The 19,749-nt window shown below is 70.8% G+C and carries 18 protein-coding genes; 8 read left to right on the top strand and 10 right to left on the bottom strand.

The window, feature by feature from the left end; all coding sequences use genetic code 11:
- Position 1: 1 nt before the first annotated feature.
- The 3 genes from LRM40_RS11790 to LRM40_RS11780 all read right to left on the bottom strand — a co-directional run bounded on the left by LRM40_RS11790 (position 2) and on the right by LRM40_RS11780 (position 2,197).
- Positions 2-517 carry a dihydrofolate reductase gene (locus LRM40_RS11790; protein WP_151123390.1) on the bottom strand — a complete coding sequence of 172 codons (516 nt, stop codon included), beginning with the start codon at positions 515-517 and terminating at the stop codon, positions 2-4.
- A 10-nt stretch (positions 518-527) separates the two neighbouring features.
- Positions 528-1,382, bottom strand: a complete 855-nt coding sequence (locus tag LRM40_RS11785; RefSeq protein WP_151123391.1) for a thymidylate synthase — start codon at positions 1,380-1,382, stop codon at positions 528-530.
- Between the two features lie 134 nt (positions 1,383-1,516).
- A complete protein-coding gene (locus LRM40_RS11780; RefSeq protein ID WP_445666894.1) occupies positions 1,517-2,197 on the bottom strand; it encodes a YiaD family glycine zipper/OmpA-like lipoprotein in 681 nt (226 codons plus the stop codon).
- 159 nt (positions 2,198-2,356) lie between these two features.
- Here LRM40_RS11780 and LRM40_RS11775 point away from each other — a divergent pair, with 159 nt between their 5' ends.
- From LRM40_RS11775 to LRM40_RS11755, 5 genes are all read left to right on the top strand, one after another.
- Complete coding sequence (locus tag LRM40_RS11775; RefSeq protein WP_151123392.1) at positions 2,357-2,875, top strand: MarR family winged helix-turn-helix transcriptional regulator; 519 nt, start codon at positions 2,357-2,359, stop codon at positions 2,873-2,875.
- A 7-nt stretch (positions 2,876-2,882) separates the two neighbouring features.
- Positions 2,883-4,367, top strand: coding sequence for an efflux transporter outer membrane subunit (locus LRM40_RS11770; protein WP_151123393.1), 1,485 nt, complete (start codon positions 2,883-2,885; stop codon positions 4,365-4,367).
- 73 nt (positions 4,368-4,440) lie between these two features.
- The gene (locus tag LRM40_RS11765; protein ID WP_151123394.1) at positions 4,441-5,676 is read left to right on the top strand and encodes an HlyD family secretion protein; all 1,236 of its coding nucleotides are present in this window, start codon (positions 4,441-4,443) and stop codon (positions 5,674-5,676) included.
- 31 nt (positions 5,677-5,707) lie between these two features.
- Positions 5,708-7,273, top strand: a complete 1,566-nt coding sequence (locus tag LRM40_RS11760) for a DHA2 family efflux MFS transporter permease subunit (protein ID WP_151123395.1) — start codon at positions 5,708-5,710, stop codon at positions 7,271-7,273.
- A 135-nt stretch (positions 7,274-7,408) separates the two neighbouring features.
- Complete coding sequence (locus LRM40_RS11755; protein ID WP_170288819.1) at positions 7,409-8,212, top strand: GGDEF domain-containing protein; 804 nt, start codon at positions 7,409-7,411, stop codon at positions 8,210-8,212.
- 85 nt (positions 8,213-8,297) lie between these two features.
- On the opposite strand, the gene LRM40_RS11750 is transcribed toward LRM40_RS11755, so the two are convergent.
- The 4 genes from LRM40_RS11750 to mutL all read right to left on the bottom strand — a co-directional run bounded on the left by LRM40_RS11750 (position 8,298) and on the right by mutL (position 13,251).
- The gene (locus tag LRM40_RS11750; RefSeq protein ID WP_151123397.1) at positions 8,298-9,071 is read right to left on the bottom strand and encodes an oxygen-binding di-iron domain-containing protein; all 774 of its coding nucleotides are present in this window, start codon (positions 9,069-9,071) and stop codon (positions 8,298-8,300) included.
- A 43-nt stretch (positions 9,072-9,114) separates the two neighbouring features.
- Positions 9,115-10,089: a tRNA (adenosine(37)-N6)-dimethylallyltransferase MiaA gene (gene miaA / locus LRM40_RS11745; RefSeq protein WP_151123398.1), complete on the bottom strand. Its 975-nt coding sequence runs from the start codon at positions 10,087-10,089 to the stop codon at positions 9,115-9,117.
- Positions 10,076-10,828, bottom strand: a complete 753-nt coding sequence (locus tag LRM40_RS11740; RefSeq protein ID WP_375142999.1) for a pseudouridine synthase — start codon at positions 10,826-10,828, stop codon at positions 10,076-10,078. The genes miaA and LRM40_RS11740 overlap by 14 nt, the downstream gene beginning before the upstream one ends.
- Positions 10,829-11,322: 494 nt before the next feature.
- Positions 11,323-13,251 (bottom strand): DNA mismatch repair endonuclease MutL, encoded by a 1,929-nt coding sequence (gene mutL / locus LRM40_RS11735; protein ID WP_151123400.1) that lies wholly within the window; start codon positions 13,249-13,251, stop codon positions 11,323-11,325.
- Between the two features lie 48 nt (positions 13,252-13,299).
- On the opposite strand from mutL, the gene LRM40_RS11730 reads away from it, so the two are divergent.
- Together LRM40_RS11730 and pabB are read left to right on the top strand one after the other, a co-directional pair.
- Positions 13,300-13,947: a DedA family protein gene (locus LRM40_RS11730; RefSeq protein ID WP_151123401.1), complete on the top strand. Its 648-nt coding sequence runs from the start codon at positions 13,300-13,302 to the stop codon at positions 13,945-13,947.
- Positions 13,947-15,794, top strand: a complete 1,848-nt coding sequence (pabB, locus tag LRM40_RS11725; protein WP_151123402.1) for an aminodeoxychorismate synthase component I — start codon at positions 13,947-13,949, stop codon at positions 15,792-15,794. The genes LRM40_RS11730 and pabB overlap by 1 nt, the downstream gene beginning before the upstream one ends.
- A gap of 22 nt (positions 15,795-15,816) precedes the next feature.
- On the opposite strand, the gene LRM40_RS11720 is transcribed toward pabB, so the two are convergent.
- The gene (locus LRM40_RS11720; protein ID WP_151123403.1) at positions 15,817-17,187 is read right to left on the bottom strand and encodes an N-acetylmuramoyl-L-alanine amidase; all 1,371 of its coding nucleotides are present in this window, start codon (positions 17,185-17,187) and stop codon (positions 15,817-15,819) included.
- Positions 17,184-17,660 carry a tRNA (adenosine(37)-N6)-threonylcarbamoyltransferase complex ATPase subunit type 1 TsaE gene (gene tsaE, locus LRM40_RS11715; RefSeq protein WP_231067518.1) on the bottom strand — a complete coding sequence of 159 codons (477 nt, stop codon included), beginning with the start codon at positions 17,658-17,660 and terminating at the stop codon, positions 17,184-17,186. Before tsaE ends, LRM40_RS11720 begins: the two co-directional genes overlap by 4 nt.
- Here tsaE and queG point away from each other — a divergent pair, their 5' ends adjacent.
- On the top strand, positions 17,661-18,755 hold the full coding sequence (gene queG, locus LRM40_RS11710; RefSeq protein WP_151123404.1) for a tRNA epoxyqueuosine(34) reductase QueG: 1,095 nt from the start codon (positions 17,661-17,663) through the stop codon (positions 18,753-18,755). It begins immediately after the preceding gene.
- A gap of 12 nt (positions 18,756-18,767) precedes the next feature.
- Here queG and LRM40_RS11705 read toward each other — a convergent pair whose 3' ends face one another.
- The gene (locus LRM40_RS11705; RefSeq protein WP_151123405.1) at positions 18,768-19,670 is read right to left on the bottom strand and encodes an AEC family transporter; all 903 of its coding nucleotides are present in this window, start codon (positions 19,668-19,670) and stop codon (positions 18,768-18,770) included.
- Between the last annotated feature and the right edge of the window lie 79 nt (positions 19,671-19,749).

Below are 19,749 nucleotides of genomic sequence, written 5' to 3'. Positions count from 1 at the left end.
TTCAGGCGCCGGGGCGCCGCTGGTAGGTGACAAAGGCGTAACGGGGGCCGTCGGCCGGCGCCGACTGCGCGGGGCGACGTTCGACCTCGGCAAAAGTGTCCGGATCCCAGGCCGGGAAATGGGCGTCGCCCTCGTAGTCGCGGTCGAGTTCGGTGAGCACGAGCTGGTCGGCGCGCGGCAGGGCCAGGCGGTAGAGCTGTTCGCCGCCGATCACGAAGGCCTGGGGGGATGCCTGGAGGCGCAGCATGGCGTCCTCCAGCGTGGCGACCACCTCCGCCCCTTCGGCCACATAACCGGCCTGGCGGCTGAGCACGATGTTGCGCCGCCCGGGCAAGGGCCGAAAGCGCGGAGGCAGGGATTCCCAGGTCTTGCGGCCCATGATGACCGGCGCGCCGCGGGTGGTCTCGCGGAAATGCGCCATGTCCTCGGGCAGGTGCCAGAGCAACTGGTTGTCGCGGCCGATCACGCCATTGCGGGCCACCGCGGCGATCAGGACCAGCACCGTCGGGCGGATCATCGGGGGTCCCTCAGACGGCCACCGGGGCCTTGATCGGGGCGTGGTGCTGGTAGTCCAGCACCTCGAAGTCCTCGGGCTCGTAGTCGAAGATCGAGGCCGGGCGCCGCTTGATGTTCAGCACCGGGTAGGGCAGGGGCTCGCGCGCCAGCTGGGTCTGCACCTGCTCCACATGGTTGTCGTAGATGTGGCAGTCACCGCCGGTCCAGATGAAGTCCCCCACGTCCAGGTCGCACTGCTGGGCCAGCATGTGGGTGAGCAGGGCGTAGCTGGCGATGTTGAAGGGCACGCCCAGGAAGATGTCGGCGCTACGCTGGTAGAGCTGGCAGCTGAGCTTGCGCCGGCCGTTGGGGCCCAGTTCGGAGGAGACGTAGAACTGGAAGAAGGCGTGGCAGGGCATCAGGGCCATGCGGTCCAGGTCGGCCACGTTCCAGGCGCTGACGATGATGCGGCGCGAATCGGGGTTGCCGCGCAGTGTGCGCACCACCTCGCTGATCTGGTCGATGTGGCGGCCATCCGGGGCCGGCCAGTTGCGCCATTGCACGCCGTACACCGGGCCCAGGTCGCCGTCGTCGCGGGCCCATTCGTCCCAGATGGTGCAGCCGCGCTCCTGCAGCCACTTCACGTTGCTGTCGCCGCGCAGGAACCACAGCAGCTCGACGATGATGGCCCGCAGGTAGACCTTCTTTGTGGTCACCAGCGGAAAGCCTTCGTTCAGGTCGAAGCGCATCTGGTGGCCGAACACGCTGCGCGTGCCGGTGCCGGTGCGGTCGCCCTTGGCCACGCCATGCTCGAAGACATGGCGCATGAAGTCCTCGTACTGGTGGCGGACGGGGCGCGGTGCGCTGGTGGGGGGGACGGAACTCATGGCGGATCGACGGCGGCAGGGCAGTGAACGGCAAGCCCGGCGCACGGTGCGCCGGGGACCGCAGAAACGCCGGATTTTAGGCGCGGGCCCGCCGATCCGCTGGCTGGGCGCGGGCCCGTCGCCGCGGCCCGGGTTCAGCCCTTGGGCTGCGCCTCGCTCAGGAAGATCTCGACGCGGCGGTTGCGCGCCCGACCTTCGGCGGTGCTGTTGTCGGCGATGGGCTGGTGCGAGCCCTTGCCTTCGATGGAGATCCGGGTGGGCGAGACCCCGCGCATCACCAGATAGTCCCGCACACTGGCCGCCCGGTCCACCGACAGCGGGTCGTTGATGGCATCGCTGCCCGTGCTGTCGGTGTGGCCGACGATCATCACCTTCATGCTGCCGTCCAGGCCCGAGGCGAACTTGTCGAGCACCGGGTGCAGCGCCGGCCGCAGGGCCGAGCGGCCGACATCGAAGCTGATGTCGCTGGGTACGTTGACCTGCAGGCGGTTGTCCGCCGTGCGGGTCACCTCCACGCCGGTGCCCTGGGTGGCGGCTTCCATCTGCTTGCGCTTGTCTTCCATGCGCTTGGACCAGATGTTGCCCGCCACGGCTCCCACGGCGCCACCGATGAGGGCGCCGGTGCCCGCCTTGCCGCCGGTGGCCGAACTGATCACGGCGCCGCCGATCGCGCCGATCGCGGCCCCCGTGGCCGTGCCTTTCTCGCGCGGGCCCATTTCCGCGCAGCCACTGAAGGCCAGCGCCACGGCAAGTGCCAGTCCGGTGCCCCGCAGCAGGCGCTGGGAACGGGACAGATCCTGGGTCATCGTGTTCATGTGTCTTCTCCTTTTCAGCGACGGTTGGACAGACAGGAGTCACCCCGGTCGGAACCATGGTGCCAAGCCGCAGGGATGTCCCGGCAATGACCCCATGTCCTCTCGGGGTCATTTTTGGTTGCCCTGTCATTCATTGCTTGGGCAAATATCATCTGTCTCATGAATTCGCCTCCCATTCCTGCTGACTTCTACCAGGCCTCGGAGTTCCGGCCGGAGATCAGTGTTGGTTACATGATGCGTCGGGTGCTGGCCAGCATCCTGGCCGATGCCGACCAGGAACTGGCCGCCTGGGACGTCACCCACGCCCAGTGGATGCCGCTGTTCAAGCTCTACAACTGTGGGCAGTCCACGGTGGCGGGCCTGGCCCGCGATCTGCAGCTGGATCCGGGGGCGACCACCCGTCTGCTGGACCGTCTGGAGGGCAAGGGCCTGCTGCGTCGCGAGCGATCGACCTCCGATCGCCGGGTCGTGCATGTGGCGCTCACGCCCGAGGGCCAGGCGATCGCCAGCCAGGTGCCCGAGGTGCTCTGCCGGGTGCTCAACCGGCATCTCAGCGGTTTCACCCACGACGAATGGATGCTGCTGCGCAGCCTGCTGGAGCGCATCCTGGCCAACGGCGAAGCCCTCCGTCTCTCCCAGTCTGCCGCTGCTGCCCAAGGGCAGGGTGGCGCTTCCTGACATCACCATGAACAGGTCACCTTCCTTCGTCACTTCCCGGCGCCGTCATGGCGCTGCGCGTTCCGGCCGCGTGGCGGCTGCGGCCCTGCTGGCCATCCTGGCCGGCTGTGCCTTGCCGGGCCCCGAGCAGGCGGGCGCGCCCCTCTTCGGCGCCGAGCGTGCCGGTCTGGCCGCGCAGCCTGACGCCGTGCCCCTGGCCGGCGACTGGTGGCAGTCCTTCGACGATGCCGAACTGTCCCGGCTGATCGGCCAGGCGCTGGCGGCCCATCCGACCCTGGCGCAGGCCCAGGCCCGCGCGGCCCAGGCCCGGGCCATGGCCGACATGGTCCATTCGGCCACCTCGCCGCAGGCCAACCTCGGGGTCAACGTCACGCGGCAACGCTTCACCGAGAACAGCATCTACCCCCCGCCCTACGGCGGTGGTGTCTACAACAGCGGTGCCCTGGATGCCGCGCTGAGCTGGTCGCCCGACTTCTTCGGCCGGCTCGATGCCCAGTGGACGGCCCAGCTCGACCAGGCCCATGCGGCCGAGGCCGACGCCGCCGCGGCCCGCCTGACGCTGGCCGGCCAGGTCAGCCGGGTGTATCTGCAGCTGGGCCGGCTGGTTGCCCAGAAGAAGGTGGCCGAGCGCACCCTGGCCCAGCGCGAGGAGATGCTGGGCCTGACGCGGCAACGGGTGACCGCCGGTCTGGACACCGCCCTGGAGCTGACCCAGAGCGAGGGCGCGCTGCCCGATGCGCGCAACCAGATCGAGGCGATCAACGAGCAGATCATGCTGGCCCGCCACGCGCTGGCGGCGCTCACCGCTCAGTCTGTCAACGCGCTGGACGGGCTGAGCCCAGCCCTGCCCGGCGCGGGGCTGAGCGCAGGCGGACACCGTCTGGGGGCCGACCTGCTGGGGCGCCGTCCCGACATCGCGGCCGCGCGCTGGCGGGTCGAGGCTGCGGGGGCCAACATCCGCAGCGCGCGCGCCGAGTTCTATCCCGACATCGAGCTCAGCGGCCTGGTGGGGCTGTCCTCTCTCGGCCTGAACAATCTGTTCGAGGCCGGCAGCCGCGAATGGAGCTTCGGCCCGGCCCTGCACCTGCCGCTGTTCGAAGGCGGGCGCCTGACGGCCCAGCTGAGCGGACGCGAGGCCGAGCGCGACGCGGTGGTGGCCCAGTACAACGCGACCGTGCTCACCGCCGTGCGCGAAGCGGCCGACGCCCTGGGCTCGGTGCAGTCGCTCGAACGCCAGCAGACGGAGCAGGCGGCGGCCCTGGCCAGCGCCGAGAAGGCCTGGCAGATCGCCCGCGACCGCTACCGCGCCGGCCTGACCAATTACCTGGGCGTGCTCAATGCAGAGAGCCAGTGGCTGGCCCAGCAGCGCGCGGCGGTGGACCTGCAGGCCCGCCGGGCCACGGCGGCGGTGGACCTGGCCACCGCGCTGGGCGGTGGCTGGCAGTCCGAGCCGGCGGCCACGGCCGCCGTGGCCACCGCGCCCACCCCCTGAATCCTCGGCAGGTCCTGAACGACCGCATCGCATCTGAACGAGCCTGGCTCGCACAACTTCAAGAGTTCCTGACATGAACGACTCAACGACGAACAACGCCGCCGCCCGTCGCCGCGGCCTGACCGTGATTGCCGCTGCCGTGGTGGTGGCCGGCGCCGGCTGGGGCATCTGGCACTGGATGGTCGGACGCCACCTGCAAGACACCGACAACGCCTATGTCTCCGGCAACGTGGTGCAGATCACGCCGCTGGTGGGCGGCACCGTGGTGGCCGTGCAGGCCAATGAGACCGACTTCGTGAAGGCCGGCCAGCCCCTGGTCAAGCTCGATCCGGCCGATGCCCGCGTGGCGCTGGACCAGGCCGAGGCCCAGCTGGCCCAGACGGTGCGCGAGACCCGCGGGCTCTATGCCAGCACCGCCGCCCTGCAGGCCCAGCTGGCGCTGCGCGAGGCGGACCTGTCCCGGGCCCAGGCCGAACTGAGCCGGGCCAAGGACGACGTGGCCCGCCGCAGCGCCCTGGTCAGCACCGGTGCCGTGGGCAAGGAAGAGTTCCAGCACGCCAGCGTGCAACTGGTGGCCGCGCGCAATGCCGAGTCGGCGGCCGAATCGGCCGTGCAGGCCGCGCGCGAGCAGCTGGCCGCCAGCCAGGCCATGGTCGATGGCACCAGCGTGGCGGACCATCCGGCCGTGCAGCGCGCCGCGGCCAAGGTGCGCGAGGCCTATCTGGCCCTGCAGCGCGTCACGCTGCTGGCCCCGGCCGATGGCCAGGTGGCCAAGCGCAATGTGCAGCTGGGCCAGCGGTTGCAGGCCGGCACGCCGGTCATGACGGTGGTGTCGCTCAAGGACCTGTGGGTGGATGCCAACTTCAAGGAAAGCCAGCTCCAGGGTCTGCGCATCGGCCAGCCGGCCGAGCTGGAGGCCGATGTCTACGGCACCAAGGTCGTCTACCACGGCAAGGTGGTCGGCCTGGGGGCGGGCACCGGTGCGGCCTTCGCGCTGCTGCCGGCCCAGAACGCCACGGGCAACTGGATCAAGGTGGTCCAGCGCGTGCCGGTGCGCATCTCGCTGGACGCCAAGGAGCTGGCCGAGCACCCGCTGCGCGTGGGCCTGTCGATGAACGTGACGGTCGACACCGCGGACCAGTCCGGCAAGCTGCTGTCGGACCAGCCCCCCACCCAACCGGCGTCCGCCACCGACGTCTACAACGCCCAGGACCGGGACGCAGACGCGCTGGTCAAGCGACTGATCGCCGCCAACCTGGGCCGCGCGCCGGCCCGTGCGGCCGCGCCGGCCTCCCAAGCCGCCCATTGAGCGCCCCTTCCATTCCTGGAGACGGACTTCCATGAGTCAGGCCTCTTCGGCCCCCAACGAACCGACACCGCTGCATGGCATGCCCCTGCTGCTGGGCACGGTGTCGCTGTCGCTGGCCACCTTCATGAACGTGCTGGACTCGTCCATCGCGAACGTGTCCATTCCCGCCATCGCCGGTGACCTGGGGGTCAGCCCCAACCAGGGCACCTGGGTGATCACCAGCTTCGGCGTGGCCAATGCCATCTCGGTGCCGTTGACCGGCTGGCTGACCCAGCGCTTCGGCGCCGTCAAGCTCTTCACCTGGAGCGTGCTGCTCTTCGTCATCAGCAGCTGGCTGTGCGGCTTCGCCATGTCGCTGGAGATGCTGGTGGGCTTCCGGGTGCTGCAGGGCCTGGTGGCCGGGCCGATGATCCCGTTGTCGCAGACCCTGCTGCTGGCGAGCTACCCGCGGGCCAAGGCCGGCATGGCCCTGGCCTTGTGGGGCATGACCACGCTGGTGGCGCCGGTGGTGGGGCCCCTGCTGGGGGGCTGGATCACCGACAACATCTCCTGGCCCTGGATCTTCTACATCAACGTGCCGGTGGGGCTGCTCTCCGCGGCGCTGACCTGGGGCATCTACCGCCACCGCGAGACGCACACCCGCAAGCTGCCGATCGACACCGTGGGCCTGGCCCTGCTGGTGGTGTGGGTCGGCTCGCTGCAGCTGATGCTGGACAAGGGCAAGGAGCTGGACTGGTTCGCCTCGGGCACCATCGTCACCCTGGCCATCGTGGCGGTGGTGGCGTTCGCGGTGTTCGTGGTGTGGGAGCTGACCGACGACCACCCGGTGGTGGACCTCAAGCTCTTTGCCGGCCGCAACTTCGCCTTCGGCACGCTGTCCCTGTCGATGGCCTATGGCCTGTTCTTCGGCAACGTGGTGCTGATGCCGCTGTGGCTGCAGCAATGGATGGGCTACACCGCCACCGACGCCGGCATGGCGCTGGCTCCGGTGGGCGTGCTGGCCATCCTGCTCACCCCCATCGTCGGCCGCAAGGTCAGCGAGTGGGATCCGCGGATCATGGCCACCGGTGCCTTCATCGTGTTCTCCGTGGTGCTGTGGATGCGTTCGACCTTCACCACCGACACCGACTTCTTCCATATCCTGGTGCCCACGGTGCTGCAGGGCGGGGCGATGGCCTTCTTCTTCATCCCGCTGACGACCATCACGCTGGCCGGGCTGAAGCCGGAGCGCATCGCGGCGGCCGCGGGTCTGTCCAACTTCGTGCGGATCACCGCCGGCGCCATGGGCACCTCGATCGCCACCACCGTGTGGGAGAACCGGGCCACCCTGCACCATGCCCAACTGACCGAACACCTGCCCGTGGGCTCGCCGGCGCTCAATGCCGCGGCCAGCGGGCTGACGCAGGGCGGGCTGCAGTCCGGGCAGGCCTGGGGGGTGATCAACCGGCTGATCGACCAGCAGGCCTTTACCCGAGCCGCCGACGATGTCTTTCTGGTGTCCTCGGTGCTCTTCGTGGTGCTGATCGCCGCCATCTGGATCACCCGGCGACCCGCGCCCCATGCGGCGGGCGCAGCGGAGGCCGGCGGCGCCCATTGAGCCTCCGGGCCCGCGGTGCCCCCGGGGGATGGGCGAAAGTTCACGGCGCCGGGTCGGCGCGGCCCTCAAGCCCGGGCACGGTGGCGCCGAAATGTGGTCGAATGTGGCTACAGCATCGACAAGGCAACGATGGGCATGAGTGATCGTCAGGGGCAATGGCCCCACCAACTGTCGCTGACCCTGGACCGCCTGGGTTGGCGGTCCGCCCAGGTGTTTCAGGTGGGCATTGCCCTCGTGGTGGGGGTGGTGGTCGCCGCCGTGCTCCTGAGCCTGGACCATGCCTCCTGGGGCAGTGCCTTGCTGGGCGGGCTGGTGGCCGCCGTGCCGGCGCTGTTGACCGGGCATGTGGCCCTGAACCTGGCGCGTGCCCTGGCCCAGTCGGGCGAGCAACGGGAGTTGCTCTGCGTGGACGACGAGTTGGCCGGTGTGGGCAACCGTCGCCAGTTCCTGCGCTTGGCCGAGCGCGACTGGGCCCGCTGCCGCCGCTACGGTGACGACGGCGCCATGCTGCTGATCGACGCCGACTACCTGCGCCGCATCAACGACACCATGGGGCAGCGCTGCGGCGACGCGGTGCTGCTGGAGGTCACCCGCCGGGTGAGCGCCACGCTGCGCCAGTCCGATGTGCTGGCCCGCTTCGGCGGCGCCGTGCTGGCCGTGTTCCTGCCGCACACCGACCCGCTGGGGGCGCTGGATGCCGCCGAGCGCATCCGCCAGCAGGTGGCGTCCACCCCCTTCCGCTGGGACAAGGCGCATCTGGTGGTCACGGTCAGCGTGGGCGTGGCCCATGTGCACGCAGGCCAGATGGCGCTGGAAGGGCTGATCCAGGAAGCCGAGACAGCGCTGCGTGCCGCCAAGGACGCCGGGCGCAATTGCGTGCGTGCCGCCCCCATCCAGCCGCGGCAGAGCGATCCGTCCCGGTCGGTGGCACCGGGCTGATCACCAGGTCGATGAGCGAAGACGGCGCCCGAGGGCGCCGTCGTCACGTTCGGCCGGACCGTCCTGTCCGGTGTGCTTGGGCAGATCAGTTCGGCACGCGGTAGTTGGCCGAACTGACCAGATCGATGCCGCAACTCAGGTCCCGCACCCAGGCGATGAATTCCTGGATGGCCGGGCCCGCCATGGGCGCGCCATGCTGGGGCACGATCATCGAGATGTCCAGCGTGCTGACCATGTCGGCCCACAGGCGCAGCACCTTGTTGGACACCATGTAGCGGCGGTGGAAGCCTTCCATGGCCGGCAGCAAGGTGGCCAGCGAGGTCACGGGCTTCTTGGCGACCTCTCCACCCACCAGGGACACGCCCAGGTCGCCGGAGAACAGGATCTTGCTCACCGGATCGTAGAACTGGAAATTGCCCTCGGCATGCATGAAGTGCGCCGGCAGGGCGATCAGGTCGTGGCGGCCGATCTTGATGCGCATGCCCGGGTCGGGGATGCCCACCACGCGGCCCGCCGTCTTGCCGGGCTTGCAGAAGTGGGGAATGAAGCGTTCCCAGATCTTGGACACGTAGATCTTGGCCTGGGTGGCCGAGGTGGTCCACCGGTCCAGCGAGGCGATGATGTCCGGGTCCGCGTGCGAGGCGATGATGGCCTCCAGCTTCTGCGGCGTGAAGTGCCGGGTCATCGTCAGGTAGAGCTCGCTGTAGGCGAGGTTGCCGCCCGGATCGATGATGGCGCCCGTCCCGTCGTCGATGATCAGGAACTGGTTCGACTGCACCGCCTCGCCGGCGTGCTCGTCGGCCAAATCGGTGAACATCAGGCACTCGTGGCCGTTCTGATTGAAGAGGGTGACAGGCATGGCGCATCCTAGGGACGCAGCCTGTTGCACAACTTGACTTAGATTAAGTGTGGCGCGGGCTGCCGAGGCGATCAGCCAAACACTTTGTCACTTCCTCGCTGGCATGGGGCTGATCCGCCGCAACGGCCGTGCGTTGCATGCTCCGCAGCCAGGTGATCTGGCGCTTGGCCAGTTGCCGCGTCGCGGCCACGCCGGTCTCCATCAGCCTGGCGTGCAGACGGGAACCCTCCAGTCCGGCGTCCAGGGCTTCCCAGACCTGGCGGTAGCCGACGCAGCGGATTGAGGGCAGCTGCAGGTGCAGGTCCGGACGCTGGCGCAGGGCCCGGACCTCATCCACCAGGCCGGCCTCCAGCATCTGGGCAAAGCGCTCGGCGATGCGGGCATGAAGCCAGGCGCGGTCCCGGGGCTCCAGCGAGAGCAGCAGATGGTCCGAGGGCGTGTCGGCCGTGGCGCCGTCCCGGGTGTGGAAGCTCGACAGCGGTTGGCCCGTCACCCGCCAGACCTCGAGCGCACGCTGGATGCGCTGGGCATCCTGCGGAGCCAGCCGGGCGGCGGTGGCTGGGTCCACCTGGGCGAGTTCGGCATGCAGGGCCGGCCAGCCCCTTTCCGCGGCTTCCGCGTCCAGCGCCGCCCGCACGGCGGGATCGGCCTGAGGCAGGGCGTCCAGGCCGTCGATCAGGGCCTTGAAGTACAGCATGGTGCCGCCCACCAGCAGGGGCAGTCGGCCCCGGGCATGGATCTCCCCGATCAGGCGATTGGCGTCCGCCACGAACTGGGCGGCCGAGTAGCGCTGGGCCGGGTCGAGGATGTCGATCAGGTGGTGCGGCACCTGGGCCCGCTCGGCCAGGCTGGGTTTGGCCGTGCCGATGTCCATGCCCCGGTACACCAGGGCCGAATCGACGCTGACGATCTCCACCGGCCAGCGCTCGGCCAGGGCCAGGGCGGCGGCCGTCTTGCCCGAGGCCGTCGGGCCGGCCAGGCCCACCCAGCGCAGGCCGCCGGATTCAGAATCGCTCATCGTCGCGCAGGTAACGCCACTGCCCCGGGGGCAGCTTGCCCAACACCACGCTGCCGATGCGCACCCGCTTGAGCCCCACCACCTTCAGGCCCACCAACTCGCACATGCGGCGGATCTGGCGCTTGCGACCTTCGCGCAGCACGAAGCGCAGTTGGTCCTCGTTGGCCCAGCTGACCTTGGCGGGACGCAGCTTGACGCCGTCCAGTTCCAGCCCGTGGTTCAGGCGCTTCAGGTCCTCTTCGGGCAGCTGGCCCGGGCGGGTGTACTGCACCCGCACCAGGTATTCCTTCTCCACCTCGGAGTCGTCGCCGATCAGGTGCTTGGCGATGCGACCGTCCTGGGTCAGCACCAGCAGGCCGGTGGAGTCGATGTCCAGCCGGCCGGCCGGGGCCAGGCCGCGGGCGTGGCCGGGGTGGAATTCCTTGCGGGAAGGGTCCTCGGCCCAGCGGTTGCCCGGGGTGACCAGCACGCTGGCGGGCTCGTAGCCGTCCTCGGCCTGACCGGACACATAGCCGATCGGCTTGTGCAGCAGCACGGTCACCCGGCGGGCCTGCTGCTGGCGTGCGGCCGGATCCACCTCGATGACCACGTCGGGGGTGACACGCTGGCCCAGCGTGGCCATCTGTCCGTTGACCTTGACCCAGCCGGCGTCGATCCATTCATCGGCTTCCCGGCGCGAGGCCAGGCCGCGCTCGGTCATCACCTTGGACAGGCGAATGCCAGCATCAGCGGGCGCCACGCGGGCGGGGGCCGGGGGGTGAGGGCGCGGTGCCTCGGGGGCTTCGCGTCGCGGGCGCTCCATGGCAGCGGACGGTGCGCTGCGCTCGGGTCGGGGTGGGCGGGCAGGGCGCCTGTCCGCGGATGGCGCCGGCCGGCGATCCCCACGCTCCGCCGATGCCGGGTCGCCCCAGGGTTGGGCCGGCCGGCTGGCCGTGCGTTCGGTCCGCTCGCCGCGCTCCTGACGGGGAGGGTGCTCGCTGCGTCCGCGTGCGTCGCCGCGGGACTCCCGGAAGTCCCTTGCATCGCGGCTGGGACGGGCGTCCCGGGTGTCCCTGGTGTCCCGATGCGCGGGGCGTTGTGGCTCGGCGTAGCTGACCTTCACACCGGCGTGGGTCGGGGCAGGGGCTGCGGCCGGCGCGGCGGCGGAGTCGCGTGCCGCTGTGGCGCGGCGAGGAGGGCGTTGGATGTTGCGGTCGGAGCGCATGGGGGTCTTTCAGGTCGGCAGAGGGCGTGTCAGCGGCCGCGCAGGAACAGGGCGTCCAGTTCCTTCATCGTCAGCTGCCGCCAGGTCGGGCGACCGTGGTTGCATTGTTCGGAACGCTCGGTGGCTTCCATCTGCCGCAGCAGGGCGTTCATCTCTTCCAGGGTCAGGCGGCGGTTGGCCCGCACCGCGCCGTGGCAGGCCATGGTGGCCAGCAGCTCGTCGCGGGCCCGCTCGATCAGGTGGCCGGCGTCGGCCTCGGCCAGTTCGGCCAGTTCGTGCAGTACCGAACGCGCCAGGTCCACCGGGTCTGCGTCGGCCAGGGCCGCCGGGCGCGAGCGCACGGCCAGCGTCGTCGGCCCCAGGGGGCTCAGGTCCAGGCCCAGGGCGTGCAGATCGGCCTGGCGGGCTTCGGCGGTGGCGATCTCCAGCCCGGTGGCCGCGAAGCTGGCCGGGATGAGCAGCGGCTGGGCGGCGATGCCGGTGGCGCGGGCCTCGGCCTTCAGCCGCTCGTAGACGATGCGCTCGTGGGCGGCGTGCATGTCCACCACCACCAGGCCGTGGGCGTTCTCGGCCAGCACGTAGACGCCGGACAGCTGGGCCAGGGCCCGGCCCAGCGGCCAGTCGCCGTTGAGCACGGCGGCGCGGTCCATGGGCGGGTCGCCGCGGTCCGGCGGCGCCAGGGGGGCGGAGGGAGCCGGGGACAGGCCGGCCACCGCCGGGGCGGGTGCGGCCCAGGGCGTGCGCGGCTCCTCGCGGGCGTAGAGCAGCGAGAGGTCGGCCAGGCTCAGCCGCTGTTGCTGGGCACCGAAGGGCAGGCCCGCCGGTGTGGCCGGCGCCTCGGCCCGCGCAGAAGTGGGCGCCCAGCCGGGCTGGGGCAGCGCGGCGGACGCATCCAGGCTGGCCGACGTGGGCGTGGCCAGCGGTGCCGCGGGCAGGGCCGCGCCGGCCGGCAGGGCCAGCGTGCGTTCCACCGCCCGGCGCACCGTGCTGTAGACCTCGCCCGACTCGCGGAAGCGTACCTCGATCTTGGTGGGGTGCACGTTCACATCCACCCGCGTGGGCTCGATGTCGATGAACAGCACGTAGGCCGGCTGGCGCTGGCCGTGCAGCACGTCCTCGTAGGCGCTGCGCAGCGCATGCTGGATCAGCTTGTCGCGCACATAGCGGCCGTTGACGTAGACATACTGGTGGTCACTGCGGTTGCGGGCGGCCTCCGGCAGGCCGGCCCGGCCCAGGATGCGCATCGGCCCGGCCTGGAAGTCCACCGGGCGGCTCTGGTCCACGAAGTCGGCGCCCAGCACGTCGGCCATGCGCTGCTCGTGGGTGGCGCGGCGCCATTGCTCCACCAGCTTGCCTTCGTGCCAGATGGCAAAGCCCACGTCGGGCCGGGCCAGGGCGTGGCGGCGCACCGCCTCCACCGCGTGCGACAGCTCGGTGGCTTCGGATTTCAGGAACTTGCGCCGTGCCGGGGTGCTGAAGAACAGCTCTCGCACCTCGATGCTGGTGCCCTGGCCGCGGGCGGCCGGCTGCAACTCGCCGCTGCGGGCGTCCAGCCGGCGGGCCTGGGGGGCATCGACCGGGCGACTGACGATGGCGGTCTCCGACACCGAGGCGATGGCGGCCAGCGCCTCGCCCCGGAAGCCCATGGTGGTCACGCCCTCGAGCTCGGCCAGTGAGCCGATCTTGCTGGTGGCGTGGCGCTTGAGGGCCAGCGGCAGCTCCTCGGGCGGAATGCCGCAGCCGTCGTCCTCGACCACGATGGCCCGGATGCCCCCGGCCACCAGCCGCACGGTGATCTGGTCGGCGCCCGCGTCCAGCGCGTTGTCCACCAGCTCGCGCACCACCGAGGCCGGGCGCTCCACCACCTCGCCCGCGGCGATCTGGCTCACCAGTTCGTCGGGCAGTTCTCGGATGGGCCGGCGGGGGGCGTCCAGCGGGCCGTTCGCGGGGGAATTCATCCCCGGATTGTAGAGAGGCGCCATGACGGGCGCCGATAATGCCGCGCCATGGACCTGCTGCCGACTCTGATCGATTTCATCCTGCATGTGGACCGCTACCTGGCCGAGTTCGTGGCCCAGTACGGTCCCTGGGTCTATGCCCTGCTGTTTCTGATCGTCTTCGTCGAGACGGGGCTGGTGGTGATGCCCCTGCTGCCCGGCGATTCGCTGCTCTTCGTGGTCGGGGCGCTGGCCGGTGCCGGTCTGATGAACCTGCCGCTGAGCCTGGCCGTGCTGCTGCTGGCCGCGGTGCTGGGCGACCAGCTGAACTACAGCATCGGGCGCCGACTCGGGCCACGCGTCTTCCAGTGGGAGAACTCGCGCTTCTTCAACAAGGCGGCCTTTGCCCAGGCGCATGCCTTCTACGAACGCTATGGCGGCATCACCATCGTGCTGGCCCGCTTCATGCCGTTCATCCGCACCTTCGCACCCTTCGTGGCCGGCGTGGCGGCCATGTCGCGCACCCGCTTCACGGCCTACAACCTGGCCGGTGGCACGCTGTGGGTGGTGGGTGTGCTGATGGCCGGCTACTGGTTCGGCAACATCGGCTGGGTCAAGGGCAACCTCGAGAAGATCATCTGGGCGCTGATCCTGGTGCCCAGCGTGCTGGCCATTGCCGGTGCCTGGCGCGCCCGCCGCAAAGGGGCCGTGGCCTGATGGGCGGGGCGTGGCCATGCCCGCAGCCGGGCGAGGCCTTCGCGCTGCTGGACGATGCCCTGGGCCCGGCGCCCGGTGCCTGCCGCTTGCTGACCGGGCTGGCCGCCCGCCATGAAAGCCGGGGGCCGGAGGACCTGGCCGCCTGCTGGCAGGCCGTGGACGCCGACCTGCGCGCCGGCCTGTGGGCCGTGGTGCTGGCCGACTATGAATGGGGCGTGGCGCTGCAGGGCCTGGCCCCGCGCCAGCCAGCTGCTGAGGCGGGCCGGCTGCGGGTGCTGATGTTCCGCCGCTGCGACCGGCTGGATGCCGCGCAGGTGCCGGCCTGGCTGGCGGCCGTGGCGGACACGGACACGCCTGCGCCCGCGGGCGTGCTGGACCTGCGGCCCGATGTGGACGATGACGCCTACGACGCCGCCATCGACGCCATCCAGGAGGCCATCCGGCGCGGCGAGACCTACCAAGTCAACCACACCTTCCGGTTGAACGGCCAGGCCTTCGGCTCGCCGCTGGAGCTGTACCGCCGCCTGCGCGAACGCCAGCCGGTGGCCTATGGCGCGTTGCTGGCCCTGCCCGGGGACCGCTGGGTCCTGTCCTGCTCGCCCGAGCTCTTCCTGAAGGTCGAGGGCCGGCAGGTGATGGCCCGGCCGATGAAGGGCACGGCTGCGCGAACCACCGATCCGGTCGAAGATGCGCAGCGGGCCCGGTCCCTGCAACAGGACGTGAAGAACCGGGCCGAAAACCTGATGATCGTGGACCTGCTGCGCAACGACCTGGGGCGGCTGGCCGAGACGGGCTCGGTGCGGGTGCCGGCCCTGTTCGAGGTGGAGGGCTACCGCACCGTCTGGCAGATGACCTCGACCATCGAGGCCCGCCTGCGCCCGGAGGTGGATTGGCCGGCCCTGTGGCGGGCCACTTTCCCTTGCGGGTCCATCACCGGTGCGCCCAAGCACCGCACGATGCAGCTGATCCAGGCCCTGGAGACGGCGCCGCGCGGCCTGTACTGCGGGGCCATCGGCTGGGTGGAGCCGGGGGACGGCCTGGGACGGGCCGCGCTGTCGGTGGCCATCCGCACCCTGACGCTGGGCCCGGCGCAGGCCGACACCCGGCCGCTCACGCTGGGGGTCGGCGCCGGCATCGTGCTGGACAGCCAGGCCCGCCCCGAACGGGCGGAGTGTCTGCTCAAGGCCCGCTTCCTGTCGGCGCTGGACCCGGGCCTGGGCCTGTTCGAGACGATGCGGGCCGAGGCCGGCCGGGTGCTCTTGTGGCCGGCCCATCTGCAGCGACTGGATGCCAGCGTGGCGGCCCTGGGCTTCGCGCTGGACCGAGCCGAAGCCGAGCGGCTGTTGCAGGAGGCCTTGGCCGGCCCCTTGCGCCAGGGGCGGCACCGGGTCCGGCTGGACTGGTCCGCCCAGGGTGGGTTGGCGCTGCGGCACGCGCCGCTGACCGAACTGCCTGCCGGGCCGGTGCGCCTGGCCTGGGCCGACCGCACTGTGCCGCGGGGCCAGCAACTGGCCCGGCACAAGACCACTGCACGGGCCCTCTACGACCAGCTGGTGGCGCAGGCCGAGGCGCAAGGCGCCTTCGATGCGCTGCTGTTCAGCGACGATGGCTGGCTGCTGGAAGGCGGCCGCAGTAATGTGCTGCTGCGCCTGCCCGAGGGCTGGGTGACCCCGCCGGTGTCCGATGGCCTGCTGCCCGGGGTGATGCGCGCGCAACTGTTGGCTGACCCCCGCTTGGGCTTGCGGGAGCGCTCGGTGCACCGCGACGAGCTGCCCCGTGTGCTGGCCTGGCGCGTCTGCAACGCCCTGCGGGGCGTGCTGGACGCCCAGCCCTTGCCCAGGGCCTGATCCAGCGTCTCAGCCCCGGTCCTCAGACCTGACGGTTGCGCGCCAGCGGCGGGTTCTTGGCGAAGTAGCGGTCGATGCCGGTGTAGAGCGCCTCGACCAGCTTGAGCTGGTAGCCGGGGTCTTTCAAGCGGCTCTCTTCCTCCGGGTTGGAGATGAAGGCGGTTTCGACCAGGATGGACGGGATGTCCGGGGCCTTGAGCACCGCGAAGCCGGCCTGCTCCACCTCGCCCTTGTGCAGCTTGCCCACCGTGCCGATGCGCGAGAGCACTTCCTTGCCCAGCCGCAGGCTGTCCTTGATCTGGGCGGTGGTGCTCATGTCCAGCATGGCGCGCAGCACCTGGGCGTCCTTGGTGTTGGCGTTGACGCCGCCCACCACGTCGGCGGCGTTCTCCCGCTGGGCCATCCAGCGTGCGGCGGCACTGCTGGCGCCGCGGTCGCTCAGCGCGAACACGCTGGCGCCCCGGGCCTGGGGCGTGAAGAAGGCATCGGCATGGACCGAGACGAAGAGGTCGGCCTGCACCCGGCGGGCCTTGGCCACCCGCTCCTGCAGCGGCACGAAGAAGTCGGCGTCGCGGGTCAGCATGGCCCGCATGTTGGGCCGGTCGTTCAGCCGGTCGCGCAGGGCCATGGCGATCTGCAGCACGACGTCCTTCTCGCGCAGACCCGAGGGGCCGATGGCCCCCGGGTCTTCGCCGCCGTGGCCCGGGTCGATGGCCACCACGATCAGGCGGTTGATCCGGTCGCGCTGCGCCGCAGTGGGCCGAGGCGCCGGGGCGGGCGCCGGCGTGAGGCCCGGCTTGGGCGGCGTGGCCGCCGCGATGGGGGGGCTGGGCGGGTGGCTGGCCTCCGTGGCCGCCAGCGGCCGGTCCATGCGGTGGATGAACTCGCCCAGGGCGTCATCCATGGTCTGGGCGGCCTCGCGCTCGGCCTGCAGCTTGTCCTTCACCAGGGCCAACAGCGGGTCCTGGGCCTGCAGGGGATAGAGGTCGAACACCAGACGGTTCTGGTAGGCCGCCACGGGCGCCAGGGCGAACTGCTGCGGGTTCACCGGCTGCTTCAGGTCGATGACCAGGCGCACCACCCGGGGCTGGTTCTGTCCCACCCGCACGCCGGCGATGTAGGGGTCGTCGGGCTTGACCTTGCCCACCAGCTCACGCAGGGCAGGGCTGAGCTCCAGACCGTCGATGTCCACCACCAGGCGCTGGGGGTCCTCGGTGAGAAAGTGGCGGGCCTGCAGCGGCTGGTCGGACTCGATGGTGACCCGCGTGTATTCGGTGGCCGGCCACACGCGGACCGAGACGATGCTGGCGCCCCAGACCAGCTGTGCCGGCCCCAGCAGCAAGGCGGCCTGGCCCAGGCGGCCGGCATGGGCGAGGATTTCGCGTCGTTTCATGCGAGCAACTCCTTTCCGCGCTGGCTCATGGCATGAGCGAGCACCCGTCGGCTCTCGTCCGGCTGGGGTTGGATCTCCAGTCGCAGGTCGGCCGGCGGACGTTCGGGCCCGGCGTTCTGGGCCCATTCACACAGCTTCAGGCCCGGCCGGGCGAAGATGTCGCGAAAGCCGGCATCCAGCCATTCGCGCGGGTCGCTGAAGCGGTAGAAATCGAAATGCGAGATGGCCAGGGGCTGGCCCGCGTACACCACCTCATAGGGCTCGACCACGGCATAGGTCGGGCTCTTGATGCGCCCCTGGACGCCCAGCGCGCGCAGCAAGTGACGCACCAGCGTCGTCTTGCCGGCGCCCAGCGGTCCGTCCAGTTCGATGCAGGCATCGGCGATGCCCGGGTGACCGGCCAGCGCCAGGGCGAACTGGCCACAGGCCGCTTCATCGGGCCAGGACAGGGAGCGGGTTTCTAGAATCGGCAAATGACTCAAGGCGATCGGGCGGAGCTGGATCTCACGCAGGCATTGCGGGACTGGGCACACGCGCTGGGATTTTCCCAGATCGGCGTGGCCGACGTCGACCTGTCTTCGGCCGAGGCTGGGTTGAGTGCCTGGCTGCAGGCCGGGTTCCATGGCCAGATGGATTACATGGCCCGCCATGGCCTGAAGCGGGCCCGCCCGGCGGAACTGGTGCCGGGGACGGTGCGTGTCATCACCGCGCGCATGGACTACCTGCCACGCCAGACCCCCGCGGGTTGGCAGGCCATCGAATGGCAGCGGCTGGGCCAGCCGGCGCGCGCCAATGTCTCACTCTACGCCCGGGGGCGCGACTATCACAAGGTGCTGCGTGCGCGCCTGCAACAGTTGGCCGACCGGCTGGCGGAGGCCATCGGGCCGCTGGGGCACCGCGTGTTCTGCGATTCGGCCCCCGTGTTGGAGGTGGAACTGGCCCAGCGCAGCGGCCTGGGCTGGCGGGGCAAGCACACGCTGACCTTGTCCCGCGACGCTGGCTCCACCTTCTTCCTGGGCGAGATCTACGTGGATGCGCCGCTGGCCCTGAGTGCGCCGGTGGAGGGCCATTGCGGGCGCTGCGAGGCCTGCATCCAGGCCTGCCCCACGGGGGCCATCGTGGCCCCTTACCGCCTGGATGCGCGGCGCTGCATCTCCTACCTGACCATCGAGCACGACGGCCCGATCCCAGAGGTCCTGCGGCCGCAGATGGGCAACCGCATCTACGGCTGCGACGACTGCCAGCTGGTCTGCCCGTGGAACAAGTTCGCCGAGCCCAGCCGGCTGGTCGATTTCGATGCCCGGGCGGCCTTGGCGGACGCCACCCTGGCCGAGCTGTGGGGCTGGGACGAGGCCCGCTTCCTGCGCGAGATGGAGGGCAGCCCGATCCGGCGCATCGGCTTCGAGCGCTGGCGGCGCAACCTGGCCGTGGCCATGGGCAATGCGCTGGCTGCCCGGGCGCCCGGCGCGCAGGCCCTGGCCGCGCTGCTTCAGGCCGCACGCCCCCAGGCCAGCGCGATGGTGGCCGAGCACATCGATTGGGCCCTGGCGCAGCAGGCCGGCGCCTGAGGGGCCTTCCGTTCAGCGCAGGGCGTCCAGTGCGCTCAGGGCCAGGGGCAGGCCAGCCATGCCGATCACGGTGGAGACGCTGATCAGGCCGGCCACATAGCTGCCATGCCCGCCCATGCGCACGGCCAGCACATAGGCACTGGAGGCGGTGGGCAGGGCGGCAAAGGCCACCACCACGGTCTGCTGTGCCGGCGGCAGGCCGATGAACAGCACCAGGGCGATGGCCACGACCGGCAGCACCAGGTGTCGGATGCCCAGCAGCGCGGCGGCCAGGCCCGGCGCCTCCTTGAGGGCGCCCATGCGCAAGCCGGCACCCACCGCCATCAGGCCCAGGGGCAGGGCGGCGCCCCCGATGCGGCTGAGCGTGATCTCCAGCAGGCCCGGCAGCCGCAGGCCCAGCAGGTTGGCCAGCAGGCCGGCCACGGTGCCGACGATCAGCGGGTTGCGGGCCAGTTCACGCAGGAAGTTGTGTCCGGCATGGCGGGCCAGGGGCCACACGGCCGCCACATTGCACACCGGCACGCACAGCGCGATCAGCAAGGCGATCCAGGCCACCGACTGCACACCGCCCAGGCGCTCGGCCAGGGCCAGGGCCACGTAGGAGTTGAAACGGAAGGCCGTCTGCGCACCGGAGGCATGGGTGCGCGGATCCACGCCGGGCCAGCGCCCCAAGGCATAGGACAGGGCGATGCCCACCGCCACCACGGTCAGGCCACAGCCGGCCAGCGTCATCAGCGCGCCGGGCTGCAGGGGTTGGCGCAGGATGGCCACGAACAGCAGGACCGGAAAGAGCAGGTGGTACACCAGCTTCTCGACCCCGTCCCACACTGTGCGGTCCAGCATGGTGTGGCGGCACAGGGCCCAGCCAAGCACAATCAGCAGGAAATCGGGCAGCAGCAGGAACACTTGGCTCATGGGGTCGAGAGTGTGCCAGCAAGCGCTGCGGCGCGTGCGGCCTGGCCAAGGGTCGGCCTCGGCCCTCTGTGGTGGTTCC

Source organism: Ideonella dechloratans, from assembly GCF_021049305.1.
GTDB lineage: Bacteria > Pseudomonadota > Gammaproteobacteria > Burkholderiales > Burkholderiaceae_C > Ideonella > Ideonella dechloratans.
Note: the sequence above shows the minus strand (reverse complement) of the source record. Positions and strands in the feature narration are given on the sequence as shown.